This is a genomic window from Corynebacterium sp. HMSC077G07, assembly GCF_001809225.1.
Lineage (GTDB): Bacteria > Actinomycetota > Actinomycetes > Mycobacteriales > Mycobacteriaceae > Corynebacterium > Corynebacterium jeikeium_D.
Genome location: NZ_KV796525.1, coordinates 1 through 26823, shown reverse-complemented (window position 1 = coordinate 26823; position 26823 = coordinate 1). Strand labels below are relative to the sequence as shown.

The 26823-nt window shown below is 58.6% G+C and carries 23 protein-coding genes; 13 read left to right on the top strand and 10 right to left on the bottom strand.

Annotated features, from left to right (window positions below; all coding sequences use genetic code 11):
* Positions 1 to 50 precede the first annotated feature (50 nt).
* The 4 genes from HMPREF2562_RS02450 to HMPREF2562_RS02435 form a co-directional block, all read right to left on the bottom strand.
* Positions 51 to 965 (bottom strand): hypothetical protein, encoded by a 915-nt coding sequence (locus HMPREF2562_RS02450; RefSeq protein WP_246819320.1) that lies wholly within the window; start codon positions 963 to 965, stop codon positions 51 to 53.
* Between the two features lie 14 nt (positions 966 to 979).
* On the bottom strand, positions 980 to 2110 hold the full coding sequence (locus tag HMPREF2562_RS02445; protein ID WP_016421714.1) for a DUF695 domain-containing protein: 1131 nt from the start codon (positions 2108 to 2110) through the stop codon (positions 980 to 982).
* A gap of 108 nt (positions 2111 to 2218) precedes the next feature.
* The gene (locus HMPREF2562_RS02440) at positions 2219 to 3202 is read right to left on the bottom strand and encodes a bile acid:sodium symporter family protein (protein WP_016421713.1); all 984 of its coding nucleotides are present in this window, start codon (positions 3200 to 3202) and stop codon (positions 2219 to 2221) included.
* A gap of 72 nt (positions 3203 to 3274) precedes the next feature.
* Complete coding sequence (locus HMPREF2562_RS02435) at positions 3275 to 3886, bottom strand: SdpI family protein (protein WP_070549574.1); 612 nt, start codon at positions 3884 to 3886, stop codon at positions 3275 to 3277.
* A gap of 60 nt (positions 3887 to 3946) precedes the next feature.
* Here HMPREF2562_RS02435 and leuS point away from each other — a divergent pair, with 60 nt between their 5' ends.
* Complete coding sequence (gene leuS / locus HMPREF2562_RS02430; RefSeq protein ID WP_070549573.1) at positions 3947 to 6865, top strand: leucine--tRNA ligase; 2919 nt, start codon at positions 3947 to 3949, stop codon at positions 6863 to 6865.
* A 155-nt stretch (positions 6866 to 7020) separates the two neighbouring features.
* Here leuS and HMPREF2562_RS02425 read toward each other — a convergent pair whose 3' ends face one another.
* From HMPREF2562_RS02425 to HMPREF2562_RS02410, 4 genes are all read right to left on the bottom strand, one after another.
* On the bottom strand, positions 7021 to 7437 hold the full coding sequence (locus HMPREF2562_RS02425; protein ID WP_048733161.1) for a hypothetical protein: 417 nt from the start codon (positions 7435 to 7437) through the stop codon (positions 7021 to 7023).
* 43 nt (positions 7438 to 7480) lie between these two features.
* Positions 7481 to 8413: a universal stress protein gene (locus tag HMPREF2562_RS02420; RefSeq protein ID WP_069358890.1), complete on the bottom strand. Its 933-nt coding sequence runs from the start codon at positions 8411 to 8413 to the stop codon at positions 7481 to 7483.
* 158 nt (positions 8414 to 8571) lie between these two features.
* Positions 8572 to 9063, bottom strand: a complete 492-nt coding sequence (locus tag HMPREF2562_RS02415) for a MarR family winged helix-turn-helix transcriptional regulator (RefSeq protein WP_016421708.1) — start codon at positions 9061 to 9063, stop codon at positions 8572 to 8574.
* A gap of 521 nt (positions 9064 to 9584) precedes the next feature.
* Complete coding sequence (locus HMPREF2562_RS02410; RefSeq protein WP_016421706.1) at positions 9585 to 10670, bottom strand: inositol-3-phosphate synthase; 1086 nt, start codon at positions 10668 to 10670, stop codon at positions 9585 to 9587.
* Between the two features lie 272 nt (positions 10671 to 10942).
* On the opposite strand from HMPREF2562_RS02410, the gene HMPREF2562_RS10875 reads away from it, so the two are divergent.
* From HMPREF2562_RS10875 to trxA, 10 genes are all read left to right on the top strand, one after another.
* Positions 10943 to 11314 (top strand): DUF5318 family protein, encoded by a 372-nt coding sequence (locus HMPREF2562_RS10875; RefSeq protein ID WP_224784051.1) that lies wholly within the window; start codon positions 10943 to 10945, stop codon positions 11312 to 11314.
* Between the two features lie 11 nt (positions 11315 to 11325).
* Positions 11326 to 13803 (top strand): transglycosylase domain-containing protein, encoded by a 2478-nt coding sequence (locus tag HMPREF2562_RS02405; RefSeq protein ID WP_070549572.1) that lies wholly within the window; start codon positions 11326 to 11328, stop codon positions 13801 to 13803.
* Entirely contained in the window at positions 13804 to 13995 is a 192-nt protein-coding gene (locus HMPREF2562_RS02400; RefSeq protein ID WP_016421704.1) for a hypothetical protein, read from the top strand.
* A gap of 311 nt (positions 13996 to 14306) precedes the next feature.
* On the top strand, positions 14307 to 14594 hold the full coding sequence (rpsF, locus tag HMPREF2562_RS02395; RefSeq protein WP_005511978.1) for a 30S ribosomal protein S6: 288 nt from the start codon (positions 14307 to 14309) through the stop codon (positions 14592 to 14594).
* 121 nt (positions 14595 to 14715) lie between these two features.
* Positions 14716 to 15282, top strand: a complete 567-nt coding sequence (locus HMPREF2562_RS02390; RefSeq protein WP_049170077.1) for a single-stranded DNA-binding protein — start codon at positions 14716 to 14718, stop codon at positions 15280 to 15282.
* A 100-nt stretch (positions 15283 to 15382) separates the two neighbouring features.
* Positions 15383 to 15835 carry a 50S ribosomal protein L9 gene (rplI, locus tag HMPREF2562_RS02385; protein ID WP_005511982.1) on the top strand — a complete coding sequence of 151 codons (453 nt, stop codon included), beginning with the start codon at positions 15383 to 15385 and terminating at the stop codon, positions 15833 to 15835.
* Positions 15836 to 16570: 735 nt separating this feature from the next.
* Positions 16571 to 18163, top strand: coding sequence for a replicative DNA helicase (gene dnaB, locus HMPREF2562_RS02380; protein WP_049170075.1), 1593 nt, complete (start codon positions 16571 to 16573; stop codon positions 18161 to 18163).
* Positions 18164 to 18305: 142 nt separating this feature from the next.
* Positions 18306 to 19502 (top strand): acyltransferase family protein, encoded by a 1197-nt coding sequence (locus HMPREF2562_RS02375; RefSeq protein ID WP_049189420.1) that lies wholly within the window; start codon positions 18306 to 18308, stop codon positions 19500 to 19502.
* A gap of 89 nt (positions 19503 to 19591) precedes the next feature.
* The gene (locus HMPREF2562_RS02370; RefSeq protein WP_016421701.1) at positions 19592 to 20440 is read left to right on the top strand and encodes a fumarylacetoacetate hydrolase family protein; all 849 of its coding nucleotides are present in this window, start codon (positions 19592 to 19594) and stop codon (positions 20438 to 20440) included.
* A gap of 142 nt (positions 20441 to 20582) precedes the next feature.
* Positions 20583 to 20963, top strand: coding sequence for a thioredoxin (trxA, locus tag HMPREF2562_RS02365; RefSeq protein WP_016421700.1), 381 nt, complete (start codon positions 20583 to 20585; stop codon positions 20961 to 20963).
* 104 nt (positions 20964 to 21067) lie between these two features.
* Here trxA and HMPREF2562_RS02360 read toward each other — a convergent pair whose 3' ends face one another.
* A complete protein-coding gene (locus tag HMPREF2562_RS02360; RefSeq protein WP_070549571.1) occupies positions 21068 to 22369 on the bottom strand; it encodes a serine hydrolase in 1302 nt (433 codons plus the stop codon).
* Positions 22370 to 22530: 161 nt separating this feature from the next.
* Here HMPREF2562_RS02360 and HMPREF2562_RS02355 point away from each other — a divergent pair, with 161 nt between their 5' ends.
* Positions 22531 to 23376: a PspA/IM30 family protein gene (locus tag HMPREF2562_RS02355; RefSeq protein WP_070429053.1), complete on the top strand. Its 846-nt coding sequence runs from the start codon at positions 22531 to 22533 to the stop codon at positions 23374 to 23376.
* Between the two features lie 181 nt (positions 23377 to 23557).
* On the opposite strand, the gene HMPREF2562_RS02350 is transcribed toward HMPREF2562_RS02355, so the two are convergent.
* The gene (locus HMPREF2562_RS02350; protein ID WP_070549570.1) at positions 23558 to 25126 is read right to left on the bottom strand and encodes an NYN domain-containing protein; all 1569 of its coding nucleotides are present in this window, start codon (positions 25124 to 25126) and stop codon (positions 23558 to 23560) included.
* Between the two features lie 261 nt (positions 25127 to 25387).
* Here HMPREF2562_RS02350 and HMPREF2562_RS02345 point away from each other — a divergent pair, with 261 nt between their 5' ends.
* Complete coding sequence (locus HMPREF2562_RS02345) at positions 25388 to 26665, top strand: MFS transporter (protein ID WP_069358885.1); 1278 nt, start codon at positions 25388 to 25390, stop codon at positions 26663 to 26665.
* Positions 26666 to 26823 lie beyond the last annotated feature (158 nt).

The following is a 26823-nucleotide window of genomic DNA, read 5'->3' as shown; positions in this document are numbered from 1 at the left end:
GCGCTGCGTAAGCGCTGTGTGAGACGGTGCCAGCGGCTAGCGGTCAGTGGCTAGAACTGCGCCGGTACCTGGCCTGTGAAGTTCGGCAGCCCCGGAATCTGCGGCAGCTGCGGGGATTCCGGCAAGTTCAGTAGTTCGCCGAGATTCGGGCTCTCGGACAGATTCGGGACGCCTGGGATGTTGGGCAGGCTCGGGCTGTCGGGCAGACCAGGCAGTGGTGGAGTGCCCACCGTGCCACCGAACGCATTCTGAACATCGCTGGTGTGAGCTTCCTTGGTGCCGTAGGTGTTAGCAGCGACGCTGAAGTCAGGACCAATGGACGCCGAGGCGTGAACGCTCTGGCGGTCATCGGACCAACCCCACTTTGTGCCAATAACACCAGGCAGCGTGGCGGTGCCGTAATCCTGACGGTAGCCATCCGCTGCCACAGGTGACGCGGTGCTCATAGCAACCAGCACCGGGTCGGAAGGGTTCTCGCGCTTCTTGGCCTCCAGGAACTTCACGGTGTCAGCGCTGGAAGTCGTGGAATTGCCCCAGTGGCCCGCACCGTGGGTGTTGCTGAGGCCGTACTCACGCGCCGTGGCGTTAATGGAGTCCGGGTAACGGCCGTAGAGCTCGCTGGCAATGTTGTCATCGGAGTAGCGAATCATCTGTGTGGCCTTCGCCTTGTCCGCTTCGGTGCCGTGCTTGAAGACGTAGTCGGCAATGTAGAGCTTGACAATCGACAGCCCCGGACGAGCTTCATTCTCGTTGGCCGTACCGTAGTGAGCGCCGGTCGGGGTGTGGGTAAAGCTGATCTGGGTGCGCCCCGGAGCATTAATAGTGCCCTGTGGAGTCAGTTTCGGCTGCGGAGCCGCAGCGACGTTTCCAGCTGCCAGCGGAAGGCTGGTGACAGCGATGACACCGGTAAGACCCATGCGAATCGCGCGGGAAGGCCGTGGAGTAAGACGATGACGAGCGTTCATAACAAAAAACCAATCTACACGCGCAGGTGGCCGACGCGCTGCCAAGCTGGATCGTAAGCGGTGTCGACAACGTGCTCTCCGTCGGTCCACGTCTGCGCAACAGCTCGCAGACCCGCCTCCGCATCAGATGCCGGGTCAATAAAGAAGTGCAGCAGAGCCATACCGTCGGACTGCTCAGTTGCGACAAAAATACCCTTGTCCTCAGCGATGGCTTCAGCGGCAGCGGTATTGAACTCGGAGAGGGATTCCTTCGACTCGTCCGTCGGCAAGCCCTTGTCGTCAATGTGAGCGAGCATGAGCTGAATCAGCACATGCTGCGTCATAGTCGGGCTCACCAGCTGCGTAATCGGAGCGCGAGTAGCGACGACGAGCGGCTGGCCGTTGGCTTCGGCATCAATGGTGAGCCACTCCGGGCACTCTTCCGCGAGCTGCTCGACGACACCGCCCAGCTCCGGTAGCGGGATAGCATCTTCCGGCTCCTCGCCAGCGAAGGCGAAACCGCGCAGCCATAGGCCGAAGTCCTCCTCCCCCAGAGCCAGCTGCAGCAGTGTGAAACCTAGCTGAGCTACCAAGCGCTCACCGTCCTCCAACTGAGCAATTGCCGGGAACAGCGGGTGGAATAGGCGAACGTCCACTGCCCCATGACCACTGCTAACAGCCACGCGGGCGTCTGCCGGATCGACCTCGGCGGGAGCATCGGCCTCGAGAGCACCCTGTGCAACCAACGTAGCTGCGACATCCCCCAGCGACAGCTTCATCGCCGGATCCGCCTGGCGGAGGTCGGTGAAAGACCACACCGCGCCGTCGTCAGGCGCGGCCTCCAGCCAACGGCGAGCGACCGGGCGCAGCTCCGGATCGCCGGCAGCGCTCACAGTCAGAAGATGGCGAGAATACGGAGCGCCAGCCTCAAACCCCCAGATGAGCCGGTCATTAATAGCGGCGATGCGGCCGCCGACCTCCTTCTGGACATCAATAATGTCCACATCGGCGGCGTTCGGGGCACCATCGATACCGAGCTGGACACTAAACATCGAGTCGAGCGCATCGGCGCCAAAAGAGTTCCACCACGACCAGAACTCATTGATCGCGGTCTCTTCTGCGGCGCGCTGTTCCGGGGAGAACGGAGCCGGATTCTCGTTAGCCATGCTGAATCTCACACTTTCGTTTGCTCGTTTAAAACCGAACCTTATGTTGTGCGCCCCAGTATATGTGCCAAGCCGGATTCGCCCCTCGGGTCCATGCGCTAGACCGCGTTAAGCGGGTTGTGGCTCCGGCTCAGCTTCTGCTTCCTTGCCCCAGCGAGCGGCGTAGACCGCACAGATCATCAGCTGAATCTGGTGGAAAATCATCAGCGGCAAAATGTAGAGGCTGGCATCGGCACCGAAGATAACGGCAGCCATGGGCAGACCGGTGGCCAGGGACTTCTTCGAACCGCAGAACTGAATCGCAATGCGGTCCTTGCGGTCGAAGCCCATCTTATTTGCGATGAATCCGGACAACCGCAAAACGAATTCCACCAGCACGACCGAAAGCACACACAGGATGACAATGTCCCCTGCCGGCACCTTCGACCAGATGCCCTGCACCATGCCCTCGGAGAAGGCTGCGTAAACGACCATTGCGATGGATAGGCGGTCAACGTTCTTAGTCGTCTTCGCGGCGGCAAACTTCAGGGTCCAACGGCGAGTGAGCTGGCCGATTGCGAATGGCAGCAGCAACTGCAGCGAAATATCCAAGAACACCGACGAATCCACATGAATGCCGCCACCGGTGGCCATCAACAGCATCACCAGCACCGGTGTGACCACAATGCCCAGCAGGTTAGATGCCGAGGCACTGACGATGGCGCCGGCGACATTGCCCTTGGCGATGGACGTGAAGTTCACACTCGACTGCACCGTCGACGGTGCCAGCGTCATGTACAAAATGCCCAGGTAGAGGCCAGGAGAAAGAATCCAATCCAGGGGTTTCATCAGCAGGCCGAGGATTGGGAACAGCACGAATGTGAAAGCCAGAATGGTTATGTGCAGCCGCCAATGCTTAACACCGGCCAACGCATCCTGCGGGCTCAGGCGCGCGCCATAGAGGAAGAACAAGAAGCCAATGGCGATCTTTGTGGCCCAGCTGAAAACCTCAGCGGTAGTGCCGCTTGCAGGAAAAATAATCGCCAGTATCGCTGCAGCAACGATACCGACGATGAGGGGATCTGGACGCCAATTCACAATTCGTTGCCACATGGACAAATAGCTTAGTGGGCAACCAGATGTTGTCTTACTATTTTGCAGAAGCTTTTCTCTGCAATAATTTTTTTACTTCTTCTGCTCAGCTGCCTTGCGCAGCGCATCCTTGTCCACAGGCTTGAAAGTGACATTCGCGGATGAGCCCTTGTCCGTGCACAACCCTTCCAGACCACAGGAGCTGCAGCCACCGGAGACACCGCAGTCTGCTGCCGGGTTGTCGGAGCAGCAGGCATCATCAGTCGCAGTGTCGGCGGCATCAGTGGCGGCGGAGTCACAGCCACAGCCGCTGTCACCGTCACCGCACCCACAACCGGAGCCGGACTCGGCGGAGACCTTGGCGTCGTAAAGCGCGATGGTGTGCGAGCCGATAGCCGCACCAATGCCGAGCATGGCGATACCGGCGAGCAGAGCGACGGCGTACCACAGCCACATCCAACCAGAGGCCTCCGGGCGTATGGCGAGGAAGCCGAGCATGGCGGCGCCGAGGAAAGCGACAGCGGACACAGCCCACGGTGGGCCGGCAACGCGGTGCGTAATATCCCAGTTTTCCTGGGACTTTCGAGCCTCAGGCGCACGAATTCCGATCCAGTTATTACCCGGTAGCTTCGCCGACCATGCCAAACCAGCGACAACGGCTATGCAAACAGCCAGAACCAGGGTAATTACAGGGATGACAATCATGCTTCCAATTTATATAGGTGGTTGAGCACGTGCCAAACGCACCTATTAGACTGTGAGACCATGACCAACAGCGAAAAGTCCTCGTCCTCGGCAGAAGCCACCGACTACCGCTACTCCCCCGAGCTGGCGACTCAGCTAGAGGGAAAGTGGCAGGCGTATTGGAAAGATAACGGCACCTTCTACGCCCCCAACCCGGTGGGCGATTTGGCAGCTGCCGACGGCTCGACTCCGCCGAAGGACAAGCTTTTCGTCCAGGACATGTTCCCGTACCCGTCCGGTGTCGGTCTGCACGTAGGCCACCCGCTGGGATACATCGCCACCGATGTCTTCGCGCGCTTCCACCGCATGCAGGGCGCAAACGTGTTGCACACCCTGGGCTACGACGCCTTCGGTCTGCCGGCGGAGCAGTTCGCAATCCAGACCGGTACGCACCCGCGCGTGACGACGGAAGCGAATATCGCCAACATGGAGCGCCAGCTGGGCCGCCTGGGACTTGGCCATGACCGCCGCCGTGTTTTCGCGACCACTGACCAGGACTACTACAAGTGGACGCAGTGGATTTTCCTGCAGATTTACAACGCCTGGTTCGATGAGGATCAGAAGAAGGCCCGTCGCATCGATGAGCTGATTCCGCTGCTGGAGTCGGGCGAGATGACTACCAAGGATGGTCGCGTCTACGCTGAGCTCAGCGAGACCGAGCAGCGCGAAGCAGTCGACGAATTCCGTCTGGTTTACCAGTCGAATTCGATGGTCAACTGGTGTCCGGGCCTCGGCACTGTGCTGTCCAACGAAGAAGTGACCGCCGAGGGTCGTTCGGAGCGCGGTAACTTCCCGGTGTTCCGCAAGCGGCTGGGCCAGTGGATGATGCGCATCACCGCATACGCTGACCGCCTGGTCGACGACCTGGAGTTGCTGGACTGGCCGGACAAGGTCAAGTCCATGCAGCGCAACTGGATTGGCCGCTCCCGCGGTGCCGAGGTCGACTTCACAGCCGAGGTCGGCCCGAAGGTCTCCACCAAGATCAGGGTCTTCACCACTCGTCCGGACACTCTCTTCGGAGCCTCTTACATGGTGCTCGCTCCTGAGCACGAGCTGGTGGATCAGCTGGTTGAAGCCGGCAGCGGTTCCTACGAGGGCGTGGATGAGCGCTGGACCTTCGGCAAGGAAACCCCAGCCGAGGCCGTCGCCGCTTACCGCGCCGCAATTGCCTCCAAGTCCGACCTGGAACGCCAGGAGAACAAGGAAAAGACCGGTGTCTTCCTGGGCGCTTACGCCACCAACCCGGTGAGCGGTGAGCAGGTGCCGGTATTCATTTCCGACTACGTCCTGATTGGCTACGGCACCGGTGCCATCATGGCTGTCCCGGCCCACGATGAGCGCGACTACGAGTTCGCCACTGCCTTCGGTCTGCCAATCCGCGAGGTCGTCGCAGGTGGTGACATTGCAAAGGAGGCGTACGTCGGTAACGGTACGTGCGTGAACTCCGCCAATGATTCCGGCCTGGACATCAATGGCCTGGACAAGGACACCGCCATCGCCACCGTCATTGAGTGGTTGGAGAAGGAAGGTGCTGGTCACGAGAAGGTCCAGTACAAGCTGCGCGACTGGCTGTTCGCCCGCCAGCGCTACTGGGGCGAGCCCTTCCCCATCGTCTACGACGAGGACGGTCACGCCCACGCGCTGCCCGAGTCCATGCTTCCGGTCGAGCTGCCAGAGGTCGAGGACTACAAGCCGGTCACCTTCGACCCGGACGACGCCGACACCGAGCCAAAGGCTCCACTGGACAAGGCCACTGACTGGGTCAATGTCGAGCTCGATCTCGGCGATGGCAAGAAGAAGTACCGCCGTGACACCAATGTCATGCCGAACTGGGCAGGTTCCTCCTGGTACCAGCTGCGCTACATCGACCCGAACAACGCTGAGGAGTTCGTTGACCTGGAAAACGAGCGCTACTGGACCGGCCCTCGCCCGGAGACTCACGGTAAGGACGACCCAGGCGGCGTCGACCTCTACGTCGGTGGCGTCGAGCACGCAGTGCTGCACCTGCTCTACTCCCGCTTCTGGCACAAGGTCCTCTTCGACCTCGGCTACGTGACCTCCAAGGAGCCGTACCGCCGTCTGTTCAACCAGGGCTACATCCAGGCTTACGCCTACACCGATGCCCGTGGTGTCTACCAGCCGGCCGATCAGGTTGTTGAGCGCGATGATAAGTTCCTCATCCCAGGCGGCGCCGAAGACGGCTCTGACCTGGAAGTTTTCCAGGAGTACGGCAAGATGGGCAAGTCCCTGAAGAACGCTGTCTCCCCCGACGAGGTCTGCGACAACTACGGCGCTGACACCCTGCGCGTCTACGAGATGGCCATGGGTCCGCTGGACACCTCCCGCCCGTGGGCGACGAAGGATCTGGTCGGCTCGCAGCGCTTCCTCCAGCGCGCTTGGCGCCTGGTGGTCAATGAGGACTCCGGTGAGCTCGCCGTCACGGACGCAGCGCTTTCCGACGACGACCTCAAGGCCCTCAACCGCACCGTGGAAGGGGTTACCTCCGATTACGCAGAGCTGCGTGACAACACGGCCGTCGCAAAGCTCATTGAGTACGTCAACTACCTGACTAAGACCTACGGTTCGGCCGGTGCACCGCGCGCCGCCGTGGAGCCGCTGGCCCTCATGCTTGGCCCTGTGGCGCCGCATATTGCGGAGGAACTGTGGAGCCGTCTCGGCCACACCGAGTCCCTGGCACACGGCCCCTGGCCGGCAGTTGACGAGAAGTGGCTGGTCGACGACACCGTTGAGCTGCCAGTTCAGATTAACGGCAAGGTTCGCGCTCGCATTGACGTGGCTACCGATGCTTCCCGCGAGGACATCGAGGCCGCCGCGCGTGCCGACGAAAAGGTTGTCGCAGCTGTGGAAAACGCCGGTGGCAATATCGTGAAGGTCATTGTCGTTCCGGGCAAGATGGTCAACCTGGTTGTGAAGAAGTAACCAGGGAGGCTAATGCGTACAAGAAAGTGTCTGGGTTTATGACAGTTTGAGGCCTAAAATCGACTCAAATTTGTCATAAACCCAGACACTTTCTCGCTTGAGACTTTCTCGCAAAAGCCTCAAGGGGTGGCTCCGAAGCTGGCCGCCTCTTACCCCTACTTAACGCCCAGAATCAGGACACCGAATGTGGAGAGCATCCACATCAAAGTGAAGGGCATGAGCACCCAGCACATAGCGAGCCACGCGCGCCAGTTGCGGAAGTTTTTCCACTCCACGTAGGTCTGCCAAAAGCCCAAAAGGCAGCCGACCAGGGAGATTACGCCCGGGACAACGGGGAAAAGGATCTCCCAAGTGCGGGAGCAGAGGAAGCTGGACTTACCCGCATCGCAGGTGGGGCCACCGACAATGGCGCCGGCGATGCCAATAATGAGGCCCGCGAGCAGCGTCGTAAGAATCACACCCGCGGTGTAGATGTAGGCGCGCTTGCCGGAATACATCTTGCGCTCAAGCTCGTCGAAGATTTCATCCTCATTGCGCTCTGGTGTACTGCGCTTCGGTGAATTATCCACCATCTGCTCCCCTCGCCTCTAAATGCCGTCTGATGTGCCTGCCATACTAGGCCGGAGTAATCAGCATTGGCACCGGGCTGTGGCGAACGATGTGGTTAGTCGACGAGCCGATGAAAATTCGCCCGAATGGGCCAAGAGTAGACGAACCCAAAACGAGCAAGTCTCCCTTTTTCCATTTGATGGACTGAATGGCCTCTTCCCAACCGTTGCCGGAGGCTACTTCCGCATCAATGGAAAGGTCTGGGTAACGGGTATGCGCGCGGTCCATACCGCGGTCGAGCAGCCCCATAGCCTGCTCGCGCCACTCAATCATCAGGTCAGAGGAGGGGCCGTAGCCGTTCTCCGTCGGGTACATGGTCGCACCACGCGGCGTAAACGAGACCAAACGCAGGGGAACTTCCCAGCGATATGCCAGGTCAGCAGCCTTATTCAATGCGTGGTGCGACTGTGGGGTGTCAATGTAGCAAATGCTGACACGGGTCACACCGTGCTTAGAAAGCTTCGCGCCGGGGATCGCCAATCCCAGCGGGATTGGCGAGTAATGCAGCAGCGCATCAGAGGTTGATCCCGCAGTAAAGCGACTGCGGTTCTTGGCGGTCCAGTCCTTGGTATTGCTTCGGCGGGTGCCAAGCAAAACCACATCGGCTTCGAATTCTTCGGCTTCGTTGCAGATAGTTGTGGATTCGCTGGAGGATTCGATGATCCGTACGGCATCGTCGTCAAGCATGCCCTTGCGCAGGCCAGCGAGCTTAAGCTCATCCTTGATGATTTTTTCAAGAGACTCGGTTTCGTGGGAAACCCAGGAGTCATTGGTGCTCAACCGAGCCAGTGAGGTCAGCGGCCAGCCGCGCGACAGTGCGCTGACAACGCGAATCTGCACCTTCGTGGTGCGAGCTAACCAAGCGGCGTAAGCAAGCGTTTCGGTGCCGTACTCGCCTGGACGCCACGCAATCATGATACGAAGCGGGCGGGAAGCCATCGCTAATCCTCCTGTGATTACTCAGAAATATCCAAGTGGTGCTTCTGGGTAATAGCCTACGTGGATAGGCGGGCATATTTAAAACGGCACCGAGGACGTGTAAAAGCTATGTATCCTGCCTGTGGGCTTAAAGCGGGCAGGGCTAGCTGGAAAAGAGACTAGACGCTTGGGTTTGTCTTTGGGTGCTCCGGGTAGTTTTCGAGGATCTTGGACAGAATCGTCTCAAGACCAGCACCAAATTCCAGCTCTTCCTGGGTCAGCGTGCTGAACATCTCCGCCATCTGCTGATTGCGCTCTTCAGAAACACGGTGCAGCTCTTCACGGCCACGGTCGGTCAGTTCAACGCGGACGCCACGGCGGTCTTTGCTGTCGCGGACGCGCTCCACCATGCCGGCGACCTCCAAGTGGTGCACGGCGTTGGAGGCGGTGGGCATGCGGATGGCCTCGGCCTCAGCCAACTGGCTGATACGGCAGGCGCCCAGTGCCTCCAGGGTCATCATGATGGACAGCTGCGCGCGGCTGAGCTGGGACTCCGAGGAGCGGCGGCTGTAGAGCAGCTCAGCGCGAGTCAGGAGAGGGCGAATGCGCTTAGCGAGCGACAGAGGAGTAACGGCATCAGGATTGCCAATCGAGCCCGAAGATAATGTCATAGCGACGATGTTATATGCGAACAGTGCTAGTTGCCAATACGAAATTTATTTGGGGTGCTATTTATTTTTCTACAACTGGTGATTTCGGCGATGAAATCACCAGGAATTTTCCACCAAACATCTAAAACCCCAGTACAAAACATTAAACCTATCTGCGTATAAGGTTTTTCGGTGCTGGCAGAAACCCCCTAAAGTGTCACTTCTTCTGTACTTAGAACGTTGGGTTGGAGGTAGCCATACGGCTACTTTCGCGAATGCTTTTGGCTTGTGATATGTCTCGCAGATTCATCCTCGCGGGTGTATTGCTGTCTGCTTTACGACGACTGCAGCGCACGCATCCATGGCGGGGACGAGATGGGCGCAGCAGCGAGTAGGGCGAGAAGGCGTGGAAGAGACGCGGGGAGGATAGGGGAGAGAGAAGCACAAAAGCGCCAGCGGCTACCGCATGGGTAACCGGCTGGCACTTTTCAAGGCACATGCTCTCGGAGCTGCTCGCTTGTACTTTTGAGTGCTTGTACCTTTTAGTCTTCGCCCTTGATGAATGCTTCGAGCTGTGCTCGCGCAACATCGTCGGCAAGCTGCTTCGGCGGGGACTTCATCAGGTAGGAAGAAGCGGCGTAGACCGGGCCGCCGATGCCGCGATCCTTGGCGATCTTGGCAGCGCGAACAGCATCGATGATGATGCCAGCGGAGTTCGGGGAGTCCCAGACCTCGAGCTTGTACTCAAGGTTCAGCGGCACCTCGCCGAAGGCCTTGCCCTCGAGTCGGACGTAGGCCCACTTGCGGTCATCCAGCCAGTCCACCCAGTCCGACGGGCCGATGTGGACGTTGCGGTCGTCGATCTTGCCGGCCAGCGGACCGGTGAGATTGGAGGTGACGGCCTGGGTCTTGGAGATCTTCTTGGACTCGAGGCGGTCGCGCTCGAGCATGTTCTTGAAGTCCATGTTGCCGCCGACGTTGAGCTGCAGGGTGCGCTCGAGGCGAACACCGCGGTCCTCAAATAGCTTGGCCATGACGCGGTGGGTGATGGTTGCGCCGACCTGGCTCTTGATGTCGTCGCCGACAATCGGAACCCCTGCGTCTTCGAACTTCTTGGCCCACTCAGGGTCGGAAGCGATGAAGACCGGCAGGGCATTGACGAAAGCTACACCAGCGTCAATGGCGCACTGTGCGTAGAACTTGTCAGCCTGTTCTGAACCGACCGGCAGGTAGGAGACCAGTACATCGACCTTGGCATCCTTCAGCGCCTGAACAACGTCGACCGGTTCAGCCGGGGATTCGTCGATGGTGTCCGCGTAGTACTTGCCAACGCCATCCAGGGTCGGGCCGCGCTGAACCTCAACGCCGAGAGTCGGGACATCGGCAATCTTGATGGTGCAGTTTTCGGAGGAAACAATGGCCTCGGAGAGGTCCTTGCCGACCTTCTTGTCGTCAACGTCGAAAGCTGCGACGAACTCGACATCGGAGACGTGGTAGTCGCCGAAGACGACGTGCATGAGGCCAGGAATGGTCTCATCGGGCTTTGCATCGCGGTAGAACTCGACACCCTGCACCAGGGAAGAGGCGCAGTTGCCGACGCCGACGATAGCGACGCGAATTGAACTCATTTAGTAATTCTCCTTGAAACTATGTGCTCGGAGGCTTTGACCTCGCGCCGGGAACTCACACCGGGAACTCGCATCAAGACCTAGCATCAGAACCCCGCACCAGGGCCTTGCGCCAGCGGTGCGGCCGTGAGTGGGTGCGCGCATTGAGGTAACGAGCGTGACGTTATACCTTTATGCGTTGTTTGCCGATGCCCGAACCGTGAGGGGGCATGTGTTTACCGATAAAGCGGGGGTGAAACCAGCCCGCACGAGCCTGCTAATCTGTCTTCGTGATGACATGGCAGGGCGAGATTGATCACTCCTTGTTCAAGAAGCAGTTATTGGAGCAGTGGCGTGTAGGGGAGATTTCACGGAAATCACTCTGTGATGCCGATGCTCGGCTGGTCGCTGCCGCGCGTTTTCACGGCAGAAAGTCCCAGGAAGAGTGCCCAGTATGTCGCAAATTCGACCTCCGACTCGTATTCTGGGTGTTCGGAGAAAACTTGGGCCGTCGTTCCGGCTCTGCTTGTACTGAAAACGAATTATCCGCAATAGTTAATGAATATGGTTCGTGCACCGTCAAAGAAGTTGAGGTGTGCCCCGACTGCAAGTGGAGTTTCCTGACCCGGACACTTCAGGCAGCTCGAGAAGAGTCAGAAAACTAGGGAGAGCACCCGTGAGCAATGATCGACCCGATAGCCCAGGCGGTCCTAACAGCCCTCACGAGGGCCAGGGTTCTAATTCATCAGGCGAGTGGTGGGATCAGCCGGATGCTGATTCCTTCAATACGCACGCACGCTCCGATGACGCATCGCTTGACGACGATTCCAGCGACAGCATTGATGCTGTTTCGGTCGGTGGCAATGACGAGGGTCTGGCTACCGGTTCAGAGATGACGTCGGCAAGCGAGCCGGACCCGGAGAAGGGGCAGTACGCCCCAGATGACCTTGAACCAGATGACCATGAAGAGGAAAGCTCGATGGCGCAAGAAGAACAGCCGACTGATAATAAGCGGCGAATTTTAGCGTGGCTCGGTCTAGCCGTGGCGCTGGTCGTGCTGTTGCCGGTAGTTGTGTTCGGTGTTGCTTATGCGACAACGGACGTGCCGGAGCCAGAGGAGTTGGCCAATAGCCAGATTGCGGTGATTTATGACCGTTCTGGTGAAAAGGAAATCACGCGCATCGTCCCGGAGGGCGGTAACCGAAGCAACATCACTATCGACAAGGTGCCGGATGCTGTACGCAATGCAGTGCTGGCAGCTGAGGATCGTGATTTCTATACCAACCCGGGTTTTTCCTTGACTGGTTATGCCCGTGCGGCTCTGGGAGTCGTGACTGGTAATTCCAGTGCCGGTGGCGGCTCGACCATTACGCAGCAGTACGTCAAGAATGCTGTGGTGGGCAACGAGCGCACGCTGACCCGTAAGGCCAAGGAGCTGGTCATGTCGGCGAAGATGGCGCGGGAGTGGACTAAGGACGAAATCCTTGAGGCCTACCTCAACACGATTTACTTTGGTCGTAACGCATACGGTATCGCGGCAGCGTCGAAGGCCTACTTCGGTAAGGAAGTCGGTGAGCTGAATGCCGAAGAGGGTGCTGTGCTGGCAGCCTCGATTCAGCGTCCATCTGCACTGGATCCGTGGACTAACCGCCCGGAGGCTGAGCAGCGTTGGAACTACGTCCTCGATGGCCTGGTGGAGATGAACATCGTCTCGCCGCAGGACCGCGCGGGAATGCAGTACCCGGAGACCATCGATCCGGCGTTGGCGCCGAAGCAGGCTCCGGAGCCCGGCCCGGCTGCCATGATTAAGAATCAGGTTCTGGCTGAGTTGGAGCGCGAAGGTATCTCCGAGCAGGAGGTCAACACTGGCGGTCTACGCATTACGACGACCATTGACCCGACGGTGCAGCAGGCTGCCCTGGATGCGATGGAAAACTACGTCGATCAGTCAACGGGTTTGCGTGCCGCCATCGTTTCGGTGGAGCCGAAGACCGGTGCTGTCCGCGCCTACTACGGTGGCGACGATCCGACTGGTTGGGACTACGCAAACAGCGGTCTGCAGACCGGCTCTACTTTCAAGATTTTTGCGCTGGCAGCAGCTCTCGATCAAGGTATTCCACTGACCGCGCAGTACTCTTCGGCACCTGTGCAGTCCGGTAACGTCACTCTGCACAACGACGGCGGTGCCGGCGGTGGCGTGCTTCCGCTTTATGAGTCCCTGAAGCAGTCGCTGAACACCCCGTTTATTCGCCTGCAGCGCGACCTGAAGAATGGTCCGGATGACACCGCCAAAATGGCTCATCGTCTGGGCGTGGCTGAGTCCATCCCGGGTATTGAAAAGACTCTGATGGACGACAACGGTCACTCGCAGGACGGTATCGCCCTGGGTCAGTACCTCTCACGTCCGCTGGATATGGCCGTTGGTCTGGCTACCCTGACTAACGATGGCGTCTATCAGCAGACTCACTTCGTAGAGAAGGTCGAAAACTCCAAGGGCGAGATTGTTTACGAGTCCAACGCTGACAAGGGCGACCGTCGAGTTTCCAAGGCAGTGGCCACCAATATGATATCGGCCATGGAGCCTATTGCCGGTTACAGCAACAAGCCCTTGAGTGGTGGTCGCCCGTCGGCCGCCAAGACCGGTACTACGCAGTTGGGTGACACCGGCCAGAACAAGGATGCGTGGATGATCGGTTCGACACCGCAGCTGTCGACTGCAGTGTGGGTTGGCAACGTCGATGGTTCGGCGCTCTACAACTCCTATGGTGGCATCATGTACGGCTCGCAAACCCCGGGTGATCTGTGGAAGTACACCATGGATAACGCACTGTCTAACGAGGACTTTGAGTACTTCACCAAGCCGGAGCCAATCGGTGGTGTCGCAGGTGCGCCGCAGTACCAGGCGCCGTCGACCTCTGACTCTGGCTATGACCAGGGCTATGCCCCGGAGACCACAGAAGAGGAGTCGGCCGAGGAGTCGACCTCTGAGTCCTCCGAGGAGCAGCCTGCACCGCTTCCGGTTCCGGGTGGCGATGGCGGAGGCGGTGGCGGCGGAATCGCTGACCTACTGCCCATCCCGATTCCGGGAGGCGGTGGTTTCGGCGGTGGCAATGAAGGCGGCGGAGACCCCGGTAACCCTGGAGGTGGACAGTAAGTGGACACGTGGGTGATTTTCACCATCGTCTGCGTCGCGATTGGCTTCCTGATGTTCGGCACGGCCTTTTGGGGCTTCATGCAGAAGTGGAAACCGGCAATCATTTGGGCTCTGTGCCTGGCAGCTTTCCTATTCGCGACAGTCATTCCGGTGATTATTGCGTTGGCACATGCTTCCTCGACATCAATGTAGGACGCAGGCCAGGTAGTCAGTTGCTAGAGCGTTAACTGCCCACCAAGCACGCGACAACTTCACAATTCAAAGAGGCGCACGCAGTAGCTCTGTGTGCGTCTCTTTCTATTCGGCGCCCTGACACCGCTTGCCAGTACTGCTTGCCGATGGCGCCTGCGATTAGGACATATACCTCTGCCTGCGGTACCCTGGCAGGGTTGCTTGACGCAACGATCCTCCTGCTGCATAGCGGTTGGCATGAAAGACAGTGCCAGCGCACCACGCTGTGTAGCCGAAATACAAGAACTAGACCATAGGAGGTGATGAGGTCCGTGCGTCACTACGAAGTAATGATTATTATCGATCCGTCTCAGGATGAGCGCACCGTAGGCCCGTCCCTGGAGAAGTACCTCGACGTTGTCCGCAAGGAGAACGGCAAGGTGGAGAAGGTGGACATCTGGGGTAAGCGCCACCTCGCCTACCCGATCGAGAAGAAGGAAGACGGCATCTACGTTGTCGTCGACCTCACCTGCGAGTCCGCAACCGTGCTGGAACTCGACCGTCGTCTGAATCTGAACGACAGCATCCTGCGCACCAAGGTGCTGCGGGTTGATCGTTAATCTGCGTCATATTTGCGTAGCCAGAGTGCTCGAATGGGGCACACCGGTAATGCGAAAGCCGTAGGATAGCGGGCGAAAGCCCCATCATCAGCTCGACAGAATACAACCGAGGAGAAGAAGCATGGCTCAGGGAGACGTACAAATCACGGTGGTTGGCAACCTGGTTGCTGACCCGGAGCTTAAGTACACCCAGAACGGCACCGCCGTCGCGAACTTCCGCGTCGCGTCGACTCCGCGGGTGTACCGAGATGGCCAGTGGGTTGACGGCGAGGGCATGTTCCTCACCTGCAGCCTGTGGCGTGAGGCAGCGGAGAACGCTGTCGAAAGTCTCTCCAAGGGCATGCGCGTCATCGTCCAGGGTCGTCTGCGCCAGCGCAGTTACGAGACCCGCGAGGGCGAGCGTCGTACCGTCTTTGAGGTTGAGGTCGATGAGGTGGGCCCGTCCCTGAAGTTCGCTCGAGCTCAGGTCACGCGCACTCCACGCAACGGCGGTGGAAACTTTGGCGGCGGCAACCGCAGCCAGGGCGGAAATGCCGGTGGTGGTTTCGGCGGTGGCTTTGGTGGAAACCAGGGCAACCAGGGTGGACAGGGCGATCGCGGTTTTGGTGGCGGAGCTCCTGCGGAAGATCCGTGGAACTCAGCTCCTCCGGCCGGTGGCGGCTTCGGCGGCGATGAGCCTCCGTTCTAAGCTCCTTCCAGCCACGGCACTACGTGACTAGTTTGCAGCAGATTTAGCATCCACAATTCTCATAATCTTTTAAAGACATATCCAGCGAAAGGCAGGGATCATGAAGCTGATCCTCACCGCCGACGTTGACAAGCTCGGTGTCGCAGGCGACATCGTTGAGGTCAAGGCCGGCTACGGACGTAACTACCTGCTTCCTCGCGGACTGGCAATTGTTGCCACCCGCGGCGCAGAAAAGCAGATCGAGGGCATTCGTCGTGCCCAGGAGGCTCGCGCTATCCGCGACCTCGACCATGCACGTGAAGTCAAGCAGAAGATTGATTCGCTCGACAACGTCTCCGTTGCTGTGAAGGCTTCGGAAAATGGCAAGCTGTTCGGTTCTGTCACCAAGGGTGACATCGCCGATGCAGTTCGTAAGGCTTCCGGTCAGGCTATCGACAAGCGCGCAGTCGTGCTTGCTCCGAGCCAGATCAAGTCCCTTGGTAAGCACACCGTTGACATCGCGCTGCACCCGCAGATTACCGCGCATGTTTCCGTACAGGTCGTCGCCGCGTAAGTTCGCGGTTTAGAGTTTTTACTTTGACGGCGGCTGACGAGCACCGCGTTTAAAGACTGCGCGGGCTCTGAGGCCCAATGACAACAGCACACGTGAAGCTCTGATCTTTCGTAGTGAAAGGTCAGGGCTTTTCGTGGTTTAAGGCTGGTTTAAAGCCTTTTATGCAGGTGCTGGAAAGAGCGTCTACGACTTGTCCACAGGCTAACAATGATTTCTGTGGATAAACCTGTGGGTAACTTGCCTGGCTGCCGTGGATAACTCTTCTGGAGTGCACGAGATTTTTATTAATTCATCGTTAATAATCTCCGCATGAGCAGCATCGATGCTAAAGGGGTAACAGAGGATTACATTTGTGCAGGATTAAGGCAAATACGCACTGACCTGCGTAGATAGAATATTTTCGGGTTGAAACTCCGCTACCCCCGTTAACATTCAAGCGGCGGTTTAGGGTTACGGACCGTTCACCTGGACTTTTCTTGATTGTGCACATGTTCTCCCCAGGCTTATCCACAGGTGCTGTGGATAACTTCGGGGATAACCCCTGTCGAGGATTGTTTTCTGGGGCCTTAAAGGGTACTTTTACAGGTCCGTCAATCCGCTCGAGCAGGTATAACTGCGGTAGGTAGTCAGGTGTCCAATGCTGGCGGGCGGAACAGGCATATTGAGTGTGACGGTCAGTCAGCAACAGGGTTGAAAAGGCACCTAAGTGGTCCAGAAGGGGAGGAGCTGCTCACGATGAGTCAGCCTGTAGGTGATGGTGGTCATTCAGGAGCAGGGGACGAGGCGTCGTCCTACTCGGTGAATTCCCACGATGATTCCTTCGATGACGTTCCGCTGCCCCCGGAACCGCCGGTAGAGGATGCGCCACCGGAGGAGTATTCCTTCTCTCAGAGCTCGGGCAACGGATCGTCGGCAAGCGGATCTGGGGCGCGGGACTGGGAGCGAGACCGTGGTCGTGGCGCTCGTGCGAGTGCGGTCGCGGGCGCGACTTTTGAGCGCACCCCGCCGCACAATATCGAGGCGGAGCAGAGTGTGCTCGGCGCGATGCTGCTGAACTCAGAGGTCGTTGCGGATGTGTACGAGCAGCTGACACCGGAGGATTTCTACCGACCGGCGCACCAGACGATTTACTCGGCGATTTTGCACCTCTACGGTGAGTCCTCGGAAATTGACCCCATTTTGCTGGCAGGTCGTCTGGATCGAACTGGAGACCTGGAGCGCATCGGTGGTCCGCTGTACCTGCACACCTTGGCCTCCCTGGTGCCAACGGCGGCGAATGCGCAGTTCTATGCCCGCATTGTTGCGGAGAAGGCGACAATCCGTCGCCTGGTAGAGGCCGGCACGAAGATCGCCCAGATTGGCTATGCGGGCGCGGAGGACACGGAGCCGGAGCAGCTGGTGGATGAGGCGCAGCAGCTCATTTTCAGCGTTGGACGTGAGAACACGAAGAATGACTACGTTCCCATCGCCGATGTCCTGGATGACACGCTGGAGGAACTGGATCTTATTACCCAAAACGGCGGTCTGGCGCAGGGTGTGCCGACGGGGATTACCAACCTGGACAAGCTGACAAATGGCCTTCACCCAGGTCAGATGGTGATTATTGCGGCCCGTCCGGGTGTGGGTAAGTCCACGCTTGCAATGGACTTCATGCGTTCGGCCTCGATTCGCAACGGCATGACCAGCGCAATTTTCTCGTTGGAAATGTCGCGCAATGAAATCATGATGCGCATCATGTCCGCAGAGGCGAAGATCAACATGGCATCTTTGCGCTCCGGTGACCTGGATGAGCGGGACTGGACAAAGCTGGTCGAGGTCGGCGACAAGATTCGTGATGCTCCGCTGTTTATTGATGACTCGCCGAACCTGACCATGATGGAAATTCGCGCGAAGGCACGTCAGCTGAAGCAGAAGCACGATCTGAAGATGATCGTGGTCGACTACCTGCAGCTGATGAGCTCGGGTAAAAAAGTCGAGTCCAGGCAGCAAGAGGTCTCGGAGTTCTCCCGTCAGCTCAAGTTGTTGGCGAAGGAGCTCGAGGTACCGCTGATTGCAATTTCGCAGCTGAATCGTGGTCCGGAAGCTCGCACAGATAAGAAGCCACAGGTCTCGGACCTGCGTGAGTCGGGTTCGCTGGAGCAGGATGCCGATATCGTCATGCTGATTTACCGGCCGGACTCGCAGGAGGCTGACCATGAACGTGCTGGTGAGGCGGATATTATCGTCGCAAAGCACCGTGGTGGACCGACCGGAAGCATTGCTGTGGCCCACCAGCTGCATTACTCCAGGTTCGCCAACCTGGCGGAGGAGCCCAGCGGTTCTCTCTAGGTGCCTGGCCTAGCCACCCAGAATTAGTGCAATCCGGGTGGCTAGGTAAGGTGAGTGACAGTCAATAGGGCGAGTTTTCGTGCGTTGATGGTTTTGAAGGTTTTGAGGGTTACGCGGAGTCGTCGGGAAGCGGGGAAGCACTATGTCACCAACTGCCGCTCCCGTGGCAGCGGAGGCCAAAGCGAAAAGGCAGAAGAGTGCGCCGAAACAGCGCGTCGGTTGGGTAGATGCGGCTAAGGGGCTGTGCATTCTTTTAGTTGTGCTTGGCCATGCCATCACAGAGCTGCAAGCGCACGGTTACTACACGGCGCAGTGGGCGGGGATTAACTTCTTCCTCGGACCAATCCGTATGCCGCTGTTTTTCCTGCTATCTGGGCTGTTCGCCGGCAAGGCACTTAAGGAGTCGTGGCATAAGTTAGCCAATCGCCGAATCTGGGTGATGGTCTATCTCTACGTGATTTGGGTTCCACTGCGTGACTTCGTGCTTTTCCTCATGCCGTATACGCACGTGGATGCCGATGGCATAGTATCTCCGCCGCCGATCACGGACCACAGCGCGTGGGGGCCGCGAATTTACAACACGCTTCACGCGATCATCGAACCAACTTCCTACCTTTGGTTCCTGTGGGCGCTGGCGCTGTTCGCAATTCTCACACGAGCATTTCGCTGGGTACATCCGGTGATTCAGCTCATCGTTACAGGCCTCATTAGTGCATGGGCACCTTTTGCCTCGTCCAGCTGGTCGTGGGACTTTGTCACCAAGATGCTGTTCTTCTACGTGCTGGGCATGTACGGTGCGCCCTGGATTTTCCGGATGGCACAGCGTCGCAGCGGCCTCTCACTGCTAGTGACGCTGACGGCGTTCCTGTCGGTGGCGATCTGGGTGCAGGCGACCTACTCGAGCTTTAACGAAGGCAACGTCGGCTTCACCCGCGTGTACCTGTCCACCACTGGCGCACTGGCTGCAATCAATATTATGGCGATGCTGCAGAACACTCGCCTAGTTGTGCCCTTTGAAAAGGTTGGCGGCCGAACGCTGCCTATCTTCCTCATGCACATTCCAATGTTGGTTGTGGTCATGATTATTTGTGACCTCATTCTGCCGAAGGACCCACATTTGGTCATCATGACGCCGCTGGTGACTATCATTGCGGCGATGCTGTGTCTTGGTCTGCACAGGTTGCTGCTTGCCATCGGTGCCGGGTGGCTCTTTGTCCGTCCTGCGTGGGTAGTGCGCATGACTACGCCGGGGCAGCGTGCCCTTCAGCGCAGTCAGAATCCTTCTTCCCTGCCTGAAGGCGAGGCTCCGCGGCAGCCTAAGAGCGAACCTGCTTCCTAATTCAGCTCAACAAGGCGGTAGCGTGGAACCGGGAGCCGATCAGGCGGCAGAAGTGACACAGAGAATAGCCATGAAGAAATGAGAAAGCCATGCGTCTAGCAACGTTGCGATATCAGGGTGCAACCCGCGCCGCTGTTCTCGGCGACGGGGTAGCGGTCCTTTTTGATGACCACTGTCTCGGAGATGTGTTAGCGCGGCCAACGTGGCGTCGTGAAGCGGAAGAACTCTTGGCGGAGGCGGGGAACAACCCTGACAACGTCATGGCGGAGAGCGCGTGGGCGTTCGCACCGCTGATTACGCGGCCGGGCAAGATTGTCTGCGTCGGCCTGAACTATGCCGCGCACATCGACGAGATGGGGCACCAGCGCCCCGAGGTGCCGACGTTATTCGCAAAGTTTGCCGATGCCGTCGCTGGCGCGAAGGATGATATCCGAGTGCCGGAGGCCTGCGCGGAGAAGCTCGATTACGAAGGCGAGCTCGCGGTTATCGTCGGTGAGACCTGCTTGCGGGTGTCGGAGGAGCAGGCGCAGGACGCTATCGCTGGGTACGCGATTATGAATGACTTCACCCAGCGCGATTTCCAGTATGCCACCGCGCAGTGGCTACAGGGGAAGACGTTGCAGCGCGCCAGTGCTTTCGGGCCGTGGATGCTCACGGCTGATGCTTTCGATGCGGACTCCGCGCGGGTGCGCACATACGTCGACGGAGAGCTGCGCCAGGATGCACCGATTGCGGACCTTGTTTTCTCCCCGGCAAAGTTGATCGCCTACATCTCACAGTTCGTGCAGCTGAACCCGGGCGATGTCATCTCCACGGGAACGCCGGCGGGTGTTGGCCACGGCATGAGCCCGCAGACCTACCTTCAGGATGGCCAGGAAATGGTCATCACCATCGATGGCCTGGGTAAACAGGCCAACACTGTCCGCATCAACCACTAGCACGCGCCGCTTTACGACGTTCCCGCGAACCCGGCGGGAATGAAACGACCCCCGCGTGCGTTGTGGGAGACTAACGGGTAAAAACCTACGTAAAGAACGTGAAGTTAGAACACGACGTTAAAGAGTAAGAGGAGTTAGACCCATGGCAACTGTTGATATTACGAACGAGACTTTCGCTGAGACTATTCAGAACAACGACATTGTGCTCGTTGATGCCTGGGCATCCTGGTGCGGTCCGTGCCGCCAGTTCGCCCCGATTTATGAGAAGGCTTCGGAGAAGCACTCAGAGGTAGTGTTCGCAAAGCTGGACACCGATGCCAACCAGGAGGTTTCGGCGGCCCTGGGCATTCAGTCGATTCCGACGCTGTTTGTTTTCCGCGAGGGAATCCTGCTGTTCCAGCACTCTGGTGTGCTGCCGGAGGCCGCCCTGAGCGATCTGGTTGGCCAGGCTTCGGAGCTGAACATGGATGATGTCCGTGCGCAAATTGCCGAGCAGGCCGCACAGGATAGCGCTACCGAGTAAACTCTGCGGTTCAGCCCGCATACTGTGCGTTTTCCGACTTGGAGCACTTCCGCGTAAGCCCCCGCGCCTGAACTAGCCCTCAAGCGCGCGGGGGCTTTTTGTATCTAGTCCGCGCGCTGGCCACGAATGAGCCAGCCAATACCAAAGCCAGCGAGTGCTGCTACTAGCGCCCACAGGGCTGGAGCGACTTTGTTTGAGTCCTCCTCAATCGACAGTGGTGCGCTGGTGCGGGCGTGCTTTGTCTCCTTCTCACCTGTTGGCAGAACCTGCCCGTCTGGGAACACGTGCTTGACAGCTTCGGTGAGTTCGTTGGCGGTCAGGTTTTTGCCCAGAACCGCGATAGCGTAACGGTCATCGTCGCCAAGGAATCCGGCAGTGGTGTGCTGCTCTTCGTACCAACCGGACTTGTTGGCAATCGTTTCCTTCGGTAGCGCTGCACGCAGACCGAAGTTCTGGTCTGCATCGCCGTAGGAGTAGCGCGGCAGTGAGTACATCAGCTGACGCATGTATTTGGTCTCCGTGTCGCTCAGCCCGCCTTCTTCGCTCAGCATCCGGTCAAAGTAGGCAACCATGTCGGCTGGCGTACTGGTGGTGGCTCCCCACATAGGTGAGCCGACAGTCTTATCCGAGAGGCCGTAGCGCTGTCGGACATTGTCAACGATGCGTACACCGCCGTAGGAATCCCACAGCTCGTCAGTTGCTTCGTTGTTGGAGTATCGAATCATGTCGTCGCGCAGCATGGCGTCGGGGTTGCCCTCAACCGGCATATCACCCTGGCCAGCGACAATCTCGCCCTTCTTCGGCTGCGTGTAGTTGGAATAGGCCACAACGTCGGCGACGAATACCTTCATCAGGCTGGCGAGGCGAAAAACATCATCACAGTGTGAGTTGCAGATGAACTCACCGGTCTGGCGATCCAGAATGCCCATGCCGAGCATGCCGCCCTTAGCGTCGAACTTCTCAGTCACTTCGTCGAGACGAGTTTGCACGCCAAGGCCCCACTGGGTCTTCGCCCCTGGCACAAGTGGGGGAAACTCCTTCGGCTCACTTTTCACAGTGCTTTCCGACGGCTCCGTCGAGGACGTTTCCGATGTCGGTGAAGAGGTTTTCTCGGTCGACTTCTCAGCCGACTGTTCCGCCGACTTCTCTGCGGTTCGCCCTGTGCTCTTCTCGGGAGCCTTTTCAGTTGGCTTTTCGGTGGTCTTCTTGGTTTTTGCGTCGGAGGGCTTAGCCGGCTCCGTTGACGATGGAGCTGCTACGACTACCTGCGAAAATGCACCGGTATCGGTGGAGTCAGCAGTTGCGGTGACTGTCGCGTTAGCCAGCGGCGCAGTTGCTGACAGAGTAATTACCGCGGCGAGACTCGCGGCCAGTCCGCGGTACGTGCGTTGAGGGCAATGAACCATGTTTAGAGAGTTTACAACTCTGGGGGAGTCTTGCTTGTCGGTAACCAGCTCTTTCCGTTTGCCGAGAGAGAGCGAGCTAGCTCACGTACAATTTTTTAAGAGATGGAATCTTCTCGGTTCCGATTAGTTATTCCGCATATGTTGAGGAAGGTTGGATTTGCATGGCTAATCCATTTGCCAAGGGCTGGAAGTACATGATGTCTTCGTTCGATAAGAAGATCGAGGACAATGCGGATCCTAAGGTTCAGATTGCACAGGCAGCTGAGGCCGAGCGTCAGCGCCATCAGGAGATTCAGCGTCAGGCTGCGGCTATCATCGGCAACCGCAATCAGCTGGAAATGCAGCTGGGGCGGTTGACCTCTGAGCGTGACAAGATTACCGAGAACACCCGGCAGGCACTCGCCAATGCGGATCAAGCTCGTGCCAAGGGCGATGAGGCCACTGCACAGAAGATGGAAAGCACTGCTGAGGTGTTTGCCACCCAGCTGGTGAATGTTGAAAAGGAGCTGGAAAATACTACGCAGCTCCACCAGCAGGCCGTATCTGCTGCTGAGGAGGCACAGCGTCAGGCGCAGCAGTCGCAGGCTCGCTACGAGCAGATTAAGCAGGATATCCGCAAGCTGGAGTCGCAGGCCGATCAGGCCAAGATGCAAGAGACCGCGTCGAAGACTCTCCAGAGCATGCAGGGTATTTCCGAGGATCCGAATGTGCCGACTTTGGATTCGGTCCGTGAGAAGATTGAAGGCCGCTACGCCAATGCGTTGGGCGCTCAGGAGCTCGCGGAATCCTCACAGGCAGGTCGTATGGCTGAGATCGAGACTTCGACTCGCGATGCCGCTGCTGACATGCGTCTGGCCGAAATTCGTGCCCAGATGAATAATGAAAACGCTGCTCTCGAATCCGGTTCTGCCGCGAAGGATAACGCCGGCGAGCTGGAGGCCGCCGAGTCCGCCGAGTCCGTTGAGGCCGTTGAGGACACCACAACGGACGCAGACGAAGCGAAGTAGCGTTCACCAGTTGCCAACAATCGTCAACAAGAAAGTGTCGGGGTTTATGTCAGTTTGAGCGGGAAAAACCACCCTAAACTGACATAAACCCCGACACTTTCTCGCACCAGCAGCGCCAGCAGCGACAGTAGCGCCAGCAGTGCTGAAGCCACCGAAACTGCCGAATCCGTGAGGCGCGCTATTACTCCAATTCGCCGTTCTTCCGCGCGAGCAGCACTCCGCGGATACCGGCGTGGAAACCATCGCGCAGATTGACGCGCTGCGTCTCCGTCAGCGTGTATTCGTGCAGGGTTTCGCACGCAAACTGCAGCAGCGGACGATCAATGTCCGGTGGCAGCCCACCACCAGAGAGCAAGTGGGCACTATCGCGCGCCTGCTCGTTTGCAATATTCTCGTACCACCAGTTCGCGTACTGCTGTCCCACATCGAACGGCGTCTGAAAACCCGCGGATGCCCACACCTCGTTCGGCAGGGGCACGTATCGACTACGCAGCTTCCTCCTTGGCGCCATCATCGAAGGATTCGGCCGCGGGCTTGGTTTCGGCGTACTCGTGTTGGCACCGTCTTCGCTTGTCGACGACTCCGTCGCCGACTCCCCACTGCCGGTTGCAGTCGACGACGCGGAATCGGAGGCAGACGCGCCTGCATGCTCGGCTCCGGTGTTGTTCACAGTGTCGTTACCAGCCCCACTGCCAGTGTTGACTGTCGCGCCGGGCATGGTCGCTGGAGAAGGCTGTGCTGGCTGCGTTGGCTGCGCTGGTGAGGCAGCCGAAACGCCCGAAGCAGCGGAATCCACCCGTGTAGCTTCCGAACCGCCGGTGCGCTCTACCTCAGCGCGGTGCTCAGCCTGCGCCGGGATTTCCCGGGCACCCATCTTGGCCGCGTGCTCGACCTCGTTGAACTTCGGCGAGTCGGCCTTGGCCGTCGGCGTGGCTGCGGCATTGTCTTCGCTGCGACAGTCGGAGTCGCTGTCAGCCGTGGGGGATGGCACAACGCGCTGGTCCTGCGGAACCTCCGGAGTGCCGGCCTCCGGCGAAGCAGCGTCACCGTCGGCGGCGGAGGGAGTGTTCTCCGTGCCGTCGTCAAGCGAGCCCTCGCCCGGAGGAGTGATGCGCGTATCCGGCACGCAGGTAGCGCCGAGATCTTCGATTGGTTCGGCATCGCCCAGCGGCTTATTCGTGCGGACGACCGGCGGGATTGGGCCTTCGAGGACATTGAGCTGCATGGCGTCGGCGAAGTCCTCGCGGGGATCGAGGATTGTCGTCGAATCGCAGGCATGGCGAAGTGCACCGGACATGGAGTCCCAGCCGAAGCCGTAGAGATGCACACGCACACCGGCAGCCGAAGCCTCAGCGACGCCGGGCAGCATGTCCGCATCGCCCGAGACCAGCACGATATCGGAAACTTGGTTGCGCAGGCCGGCGACAACCATGTCTGCGACGAGCCGAGTATCGACGGCCTTCTGCGTCCGTCGGTCACCCCATTCAATGAGTTGACCTGCGCGCAGCTGCACACCATCGATCGTGCGCAGTGAGCGCTGGTAACGATGCGGCCCCGACTCCGGGATGCCGTCGTACCAAAGTTGCCGCTGAACTGGCTGGTTCAGCTGCTGGTTAATCATTCGGTCAAGGACACTAACTACTTCTCTAAGGTCGATTTCTAATTGCCCGCGGGCTCCGGTTTCCCACGAGTTGTAAAAGCTCGCCAATAAATATGACGTATCGACGAACACCAATGTGCGTTCAAGCATGGCTCCTAATTCCTGATTCTTTATTAACTAAATAAGCAAACCGGTTACATCGACAAGGATGCCCGAATAATTCATTCTATGCGCTAAACATGTTTAACTTCAGGGACTATTCTTAATAAGCCGCATCACTTTGACCGCTCTTCGCGGGTTGGCAGGAGTGCGAGTCGACGAGAAGGCACCGATCAATTTAGGTATTGACGTGCAAAGAAATCGCCCCGCGAAGAGTACGACCACACAGGAGAAGGGGAGTTACAAACAGGTATGAGACGCTGGTTCGGCCTATTGGTTCTCATTACTGTGTTGGGACAAGCGGTTTTCAACGGCGGTCGCGTGCTGCTTTCTTGGCGAGTCCTCGATTTTGGCGGTTCCGCCGCCACCGTCGGCTGGTTCACTGCCGCATTTTCACTTGTACCTCTTATTATTGCGCTTCCCGCCGGCAAGCTTGTCGACAGTCATCGCGCCACCGAAGTCATGTACTCCGGTCTCGTCGCCACCGTCATCGCGGCAGCAGTAATGGCGCTCTCGCCGAACCTACCTATTCTTCTGCTCGGCTACGTGGCCCTGGGTTTTGCCCACATGACCACGCTCATCGCCGCTCAAGGCATGGTTTCGCACCTGCGTGGCGGCGTCGCCGGGCTCGATAGCCTCTTTGCTTATTTCACGCTCGGAATTTCCGTCGGGCAGTTCCTCGGCATTGTCGGTGCAGGTCTGCTCACTCCCAACCACGACGGCAGCACTATGACCGCTACAACTTTCGCGCTCTGGGTGATGACGGGAATCGGCGCGGTCGCCCTGGTCATCGGCTGGCCGGTCGCAACTGCTTATCGACGGCACGAAGCGAATGCAGCCGCCGAAGTGCAAGCTGCTAGCTCAACTGAGCAATCCCCGGCGTCGACTGTTAGCGACCGCAGCCGGATGGACGAGAGGCGGCCGGGGCAGGCCGAAGCCAGCGGCGCATCGGTCTTAAGCATCCTGCGTATCGACGGCATGTCCAGCGCCATGGCTGTATCAATTGCGGTCATCGTAGCCATTGACCTGTTGACGGCATATGTGCCGGTGCTGGGACGCGAACTGGGCTTTAGTGTTGCCGAGGTGACGGTAATCCTTGGTGCGCGTAGTGGCCTCGCGATTATTTCCCGAGCCCTCATGCCGACTGTTTTGCACCGAGCTAATCGCAATCGAGTCCTTATCATTGCAGTTTGTGCCGGTGTCCTGCCGCTTTTGGCAATGCCGTGGCTACAGAGTGCGTGGCTGATGGTTGTCGCGGTTGGTATCTGTGGCTTGGCGTGGGGTTTTGTCATGCCCATGTCAATGACGTGGGTGAGCTCCCTGGTGGATGCCGAGGTGCGCGCTCAGGCGCTATCCATCCGACTGATGGGTAACCGCTTGGCGCAGGTCATCCTGCCGCCGGTTGCTGGTTTGGGTGCTACCGCGATGGGTGCAGGCAGCGTGTTTCTGGGTGCGGGTGCGCTGATGGGGGTCGCGTCTGCCACTGCTTGGCGACGACTCGCAGGTGACAAGGCGGCTCTGACTAAGTAATTGGTCAATTGCTGAGTTGCTGAAAAGTAGCGCCCGAGCCGTAGGAAGGCTCAAATCTGGCATACAGAGTTAACTAAAGTGATTCGTTTTCCAGGTTCTACCAGCGGATTCGCTTAAATAGGGGCATGTGTGTAATGTATTCGGAGGTCAGCGTGGCC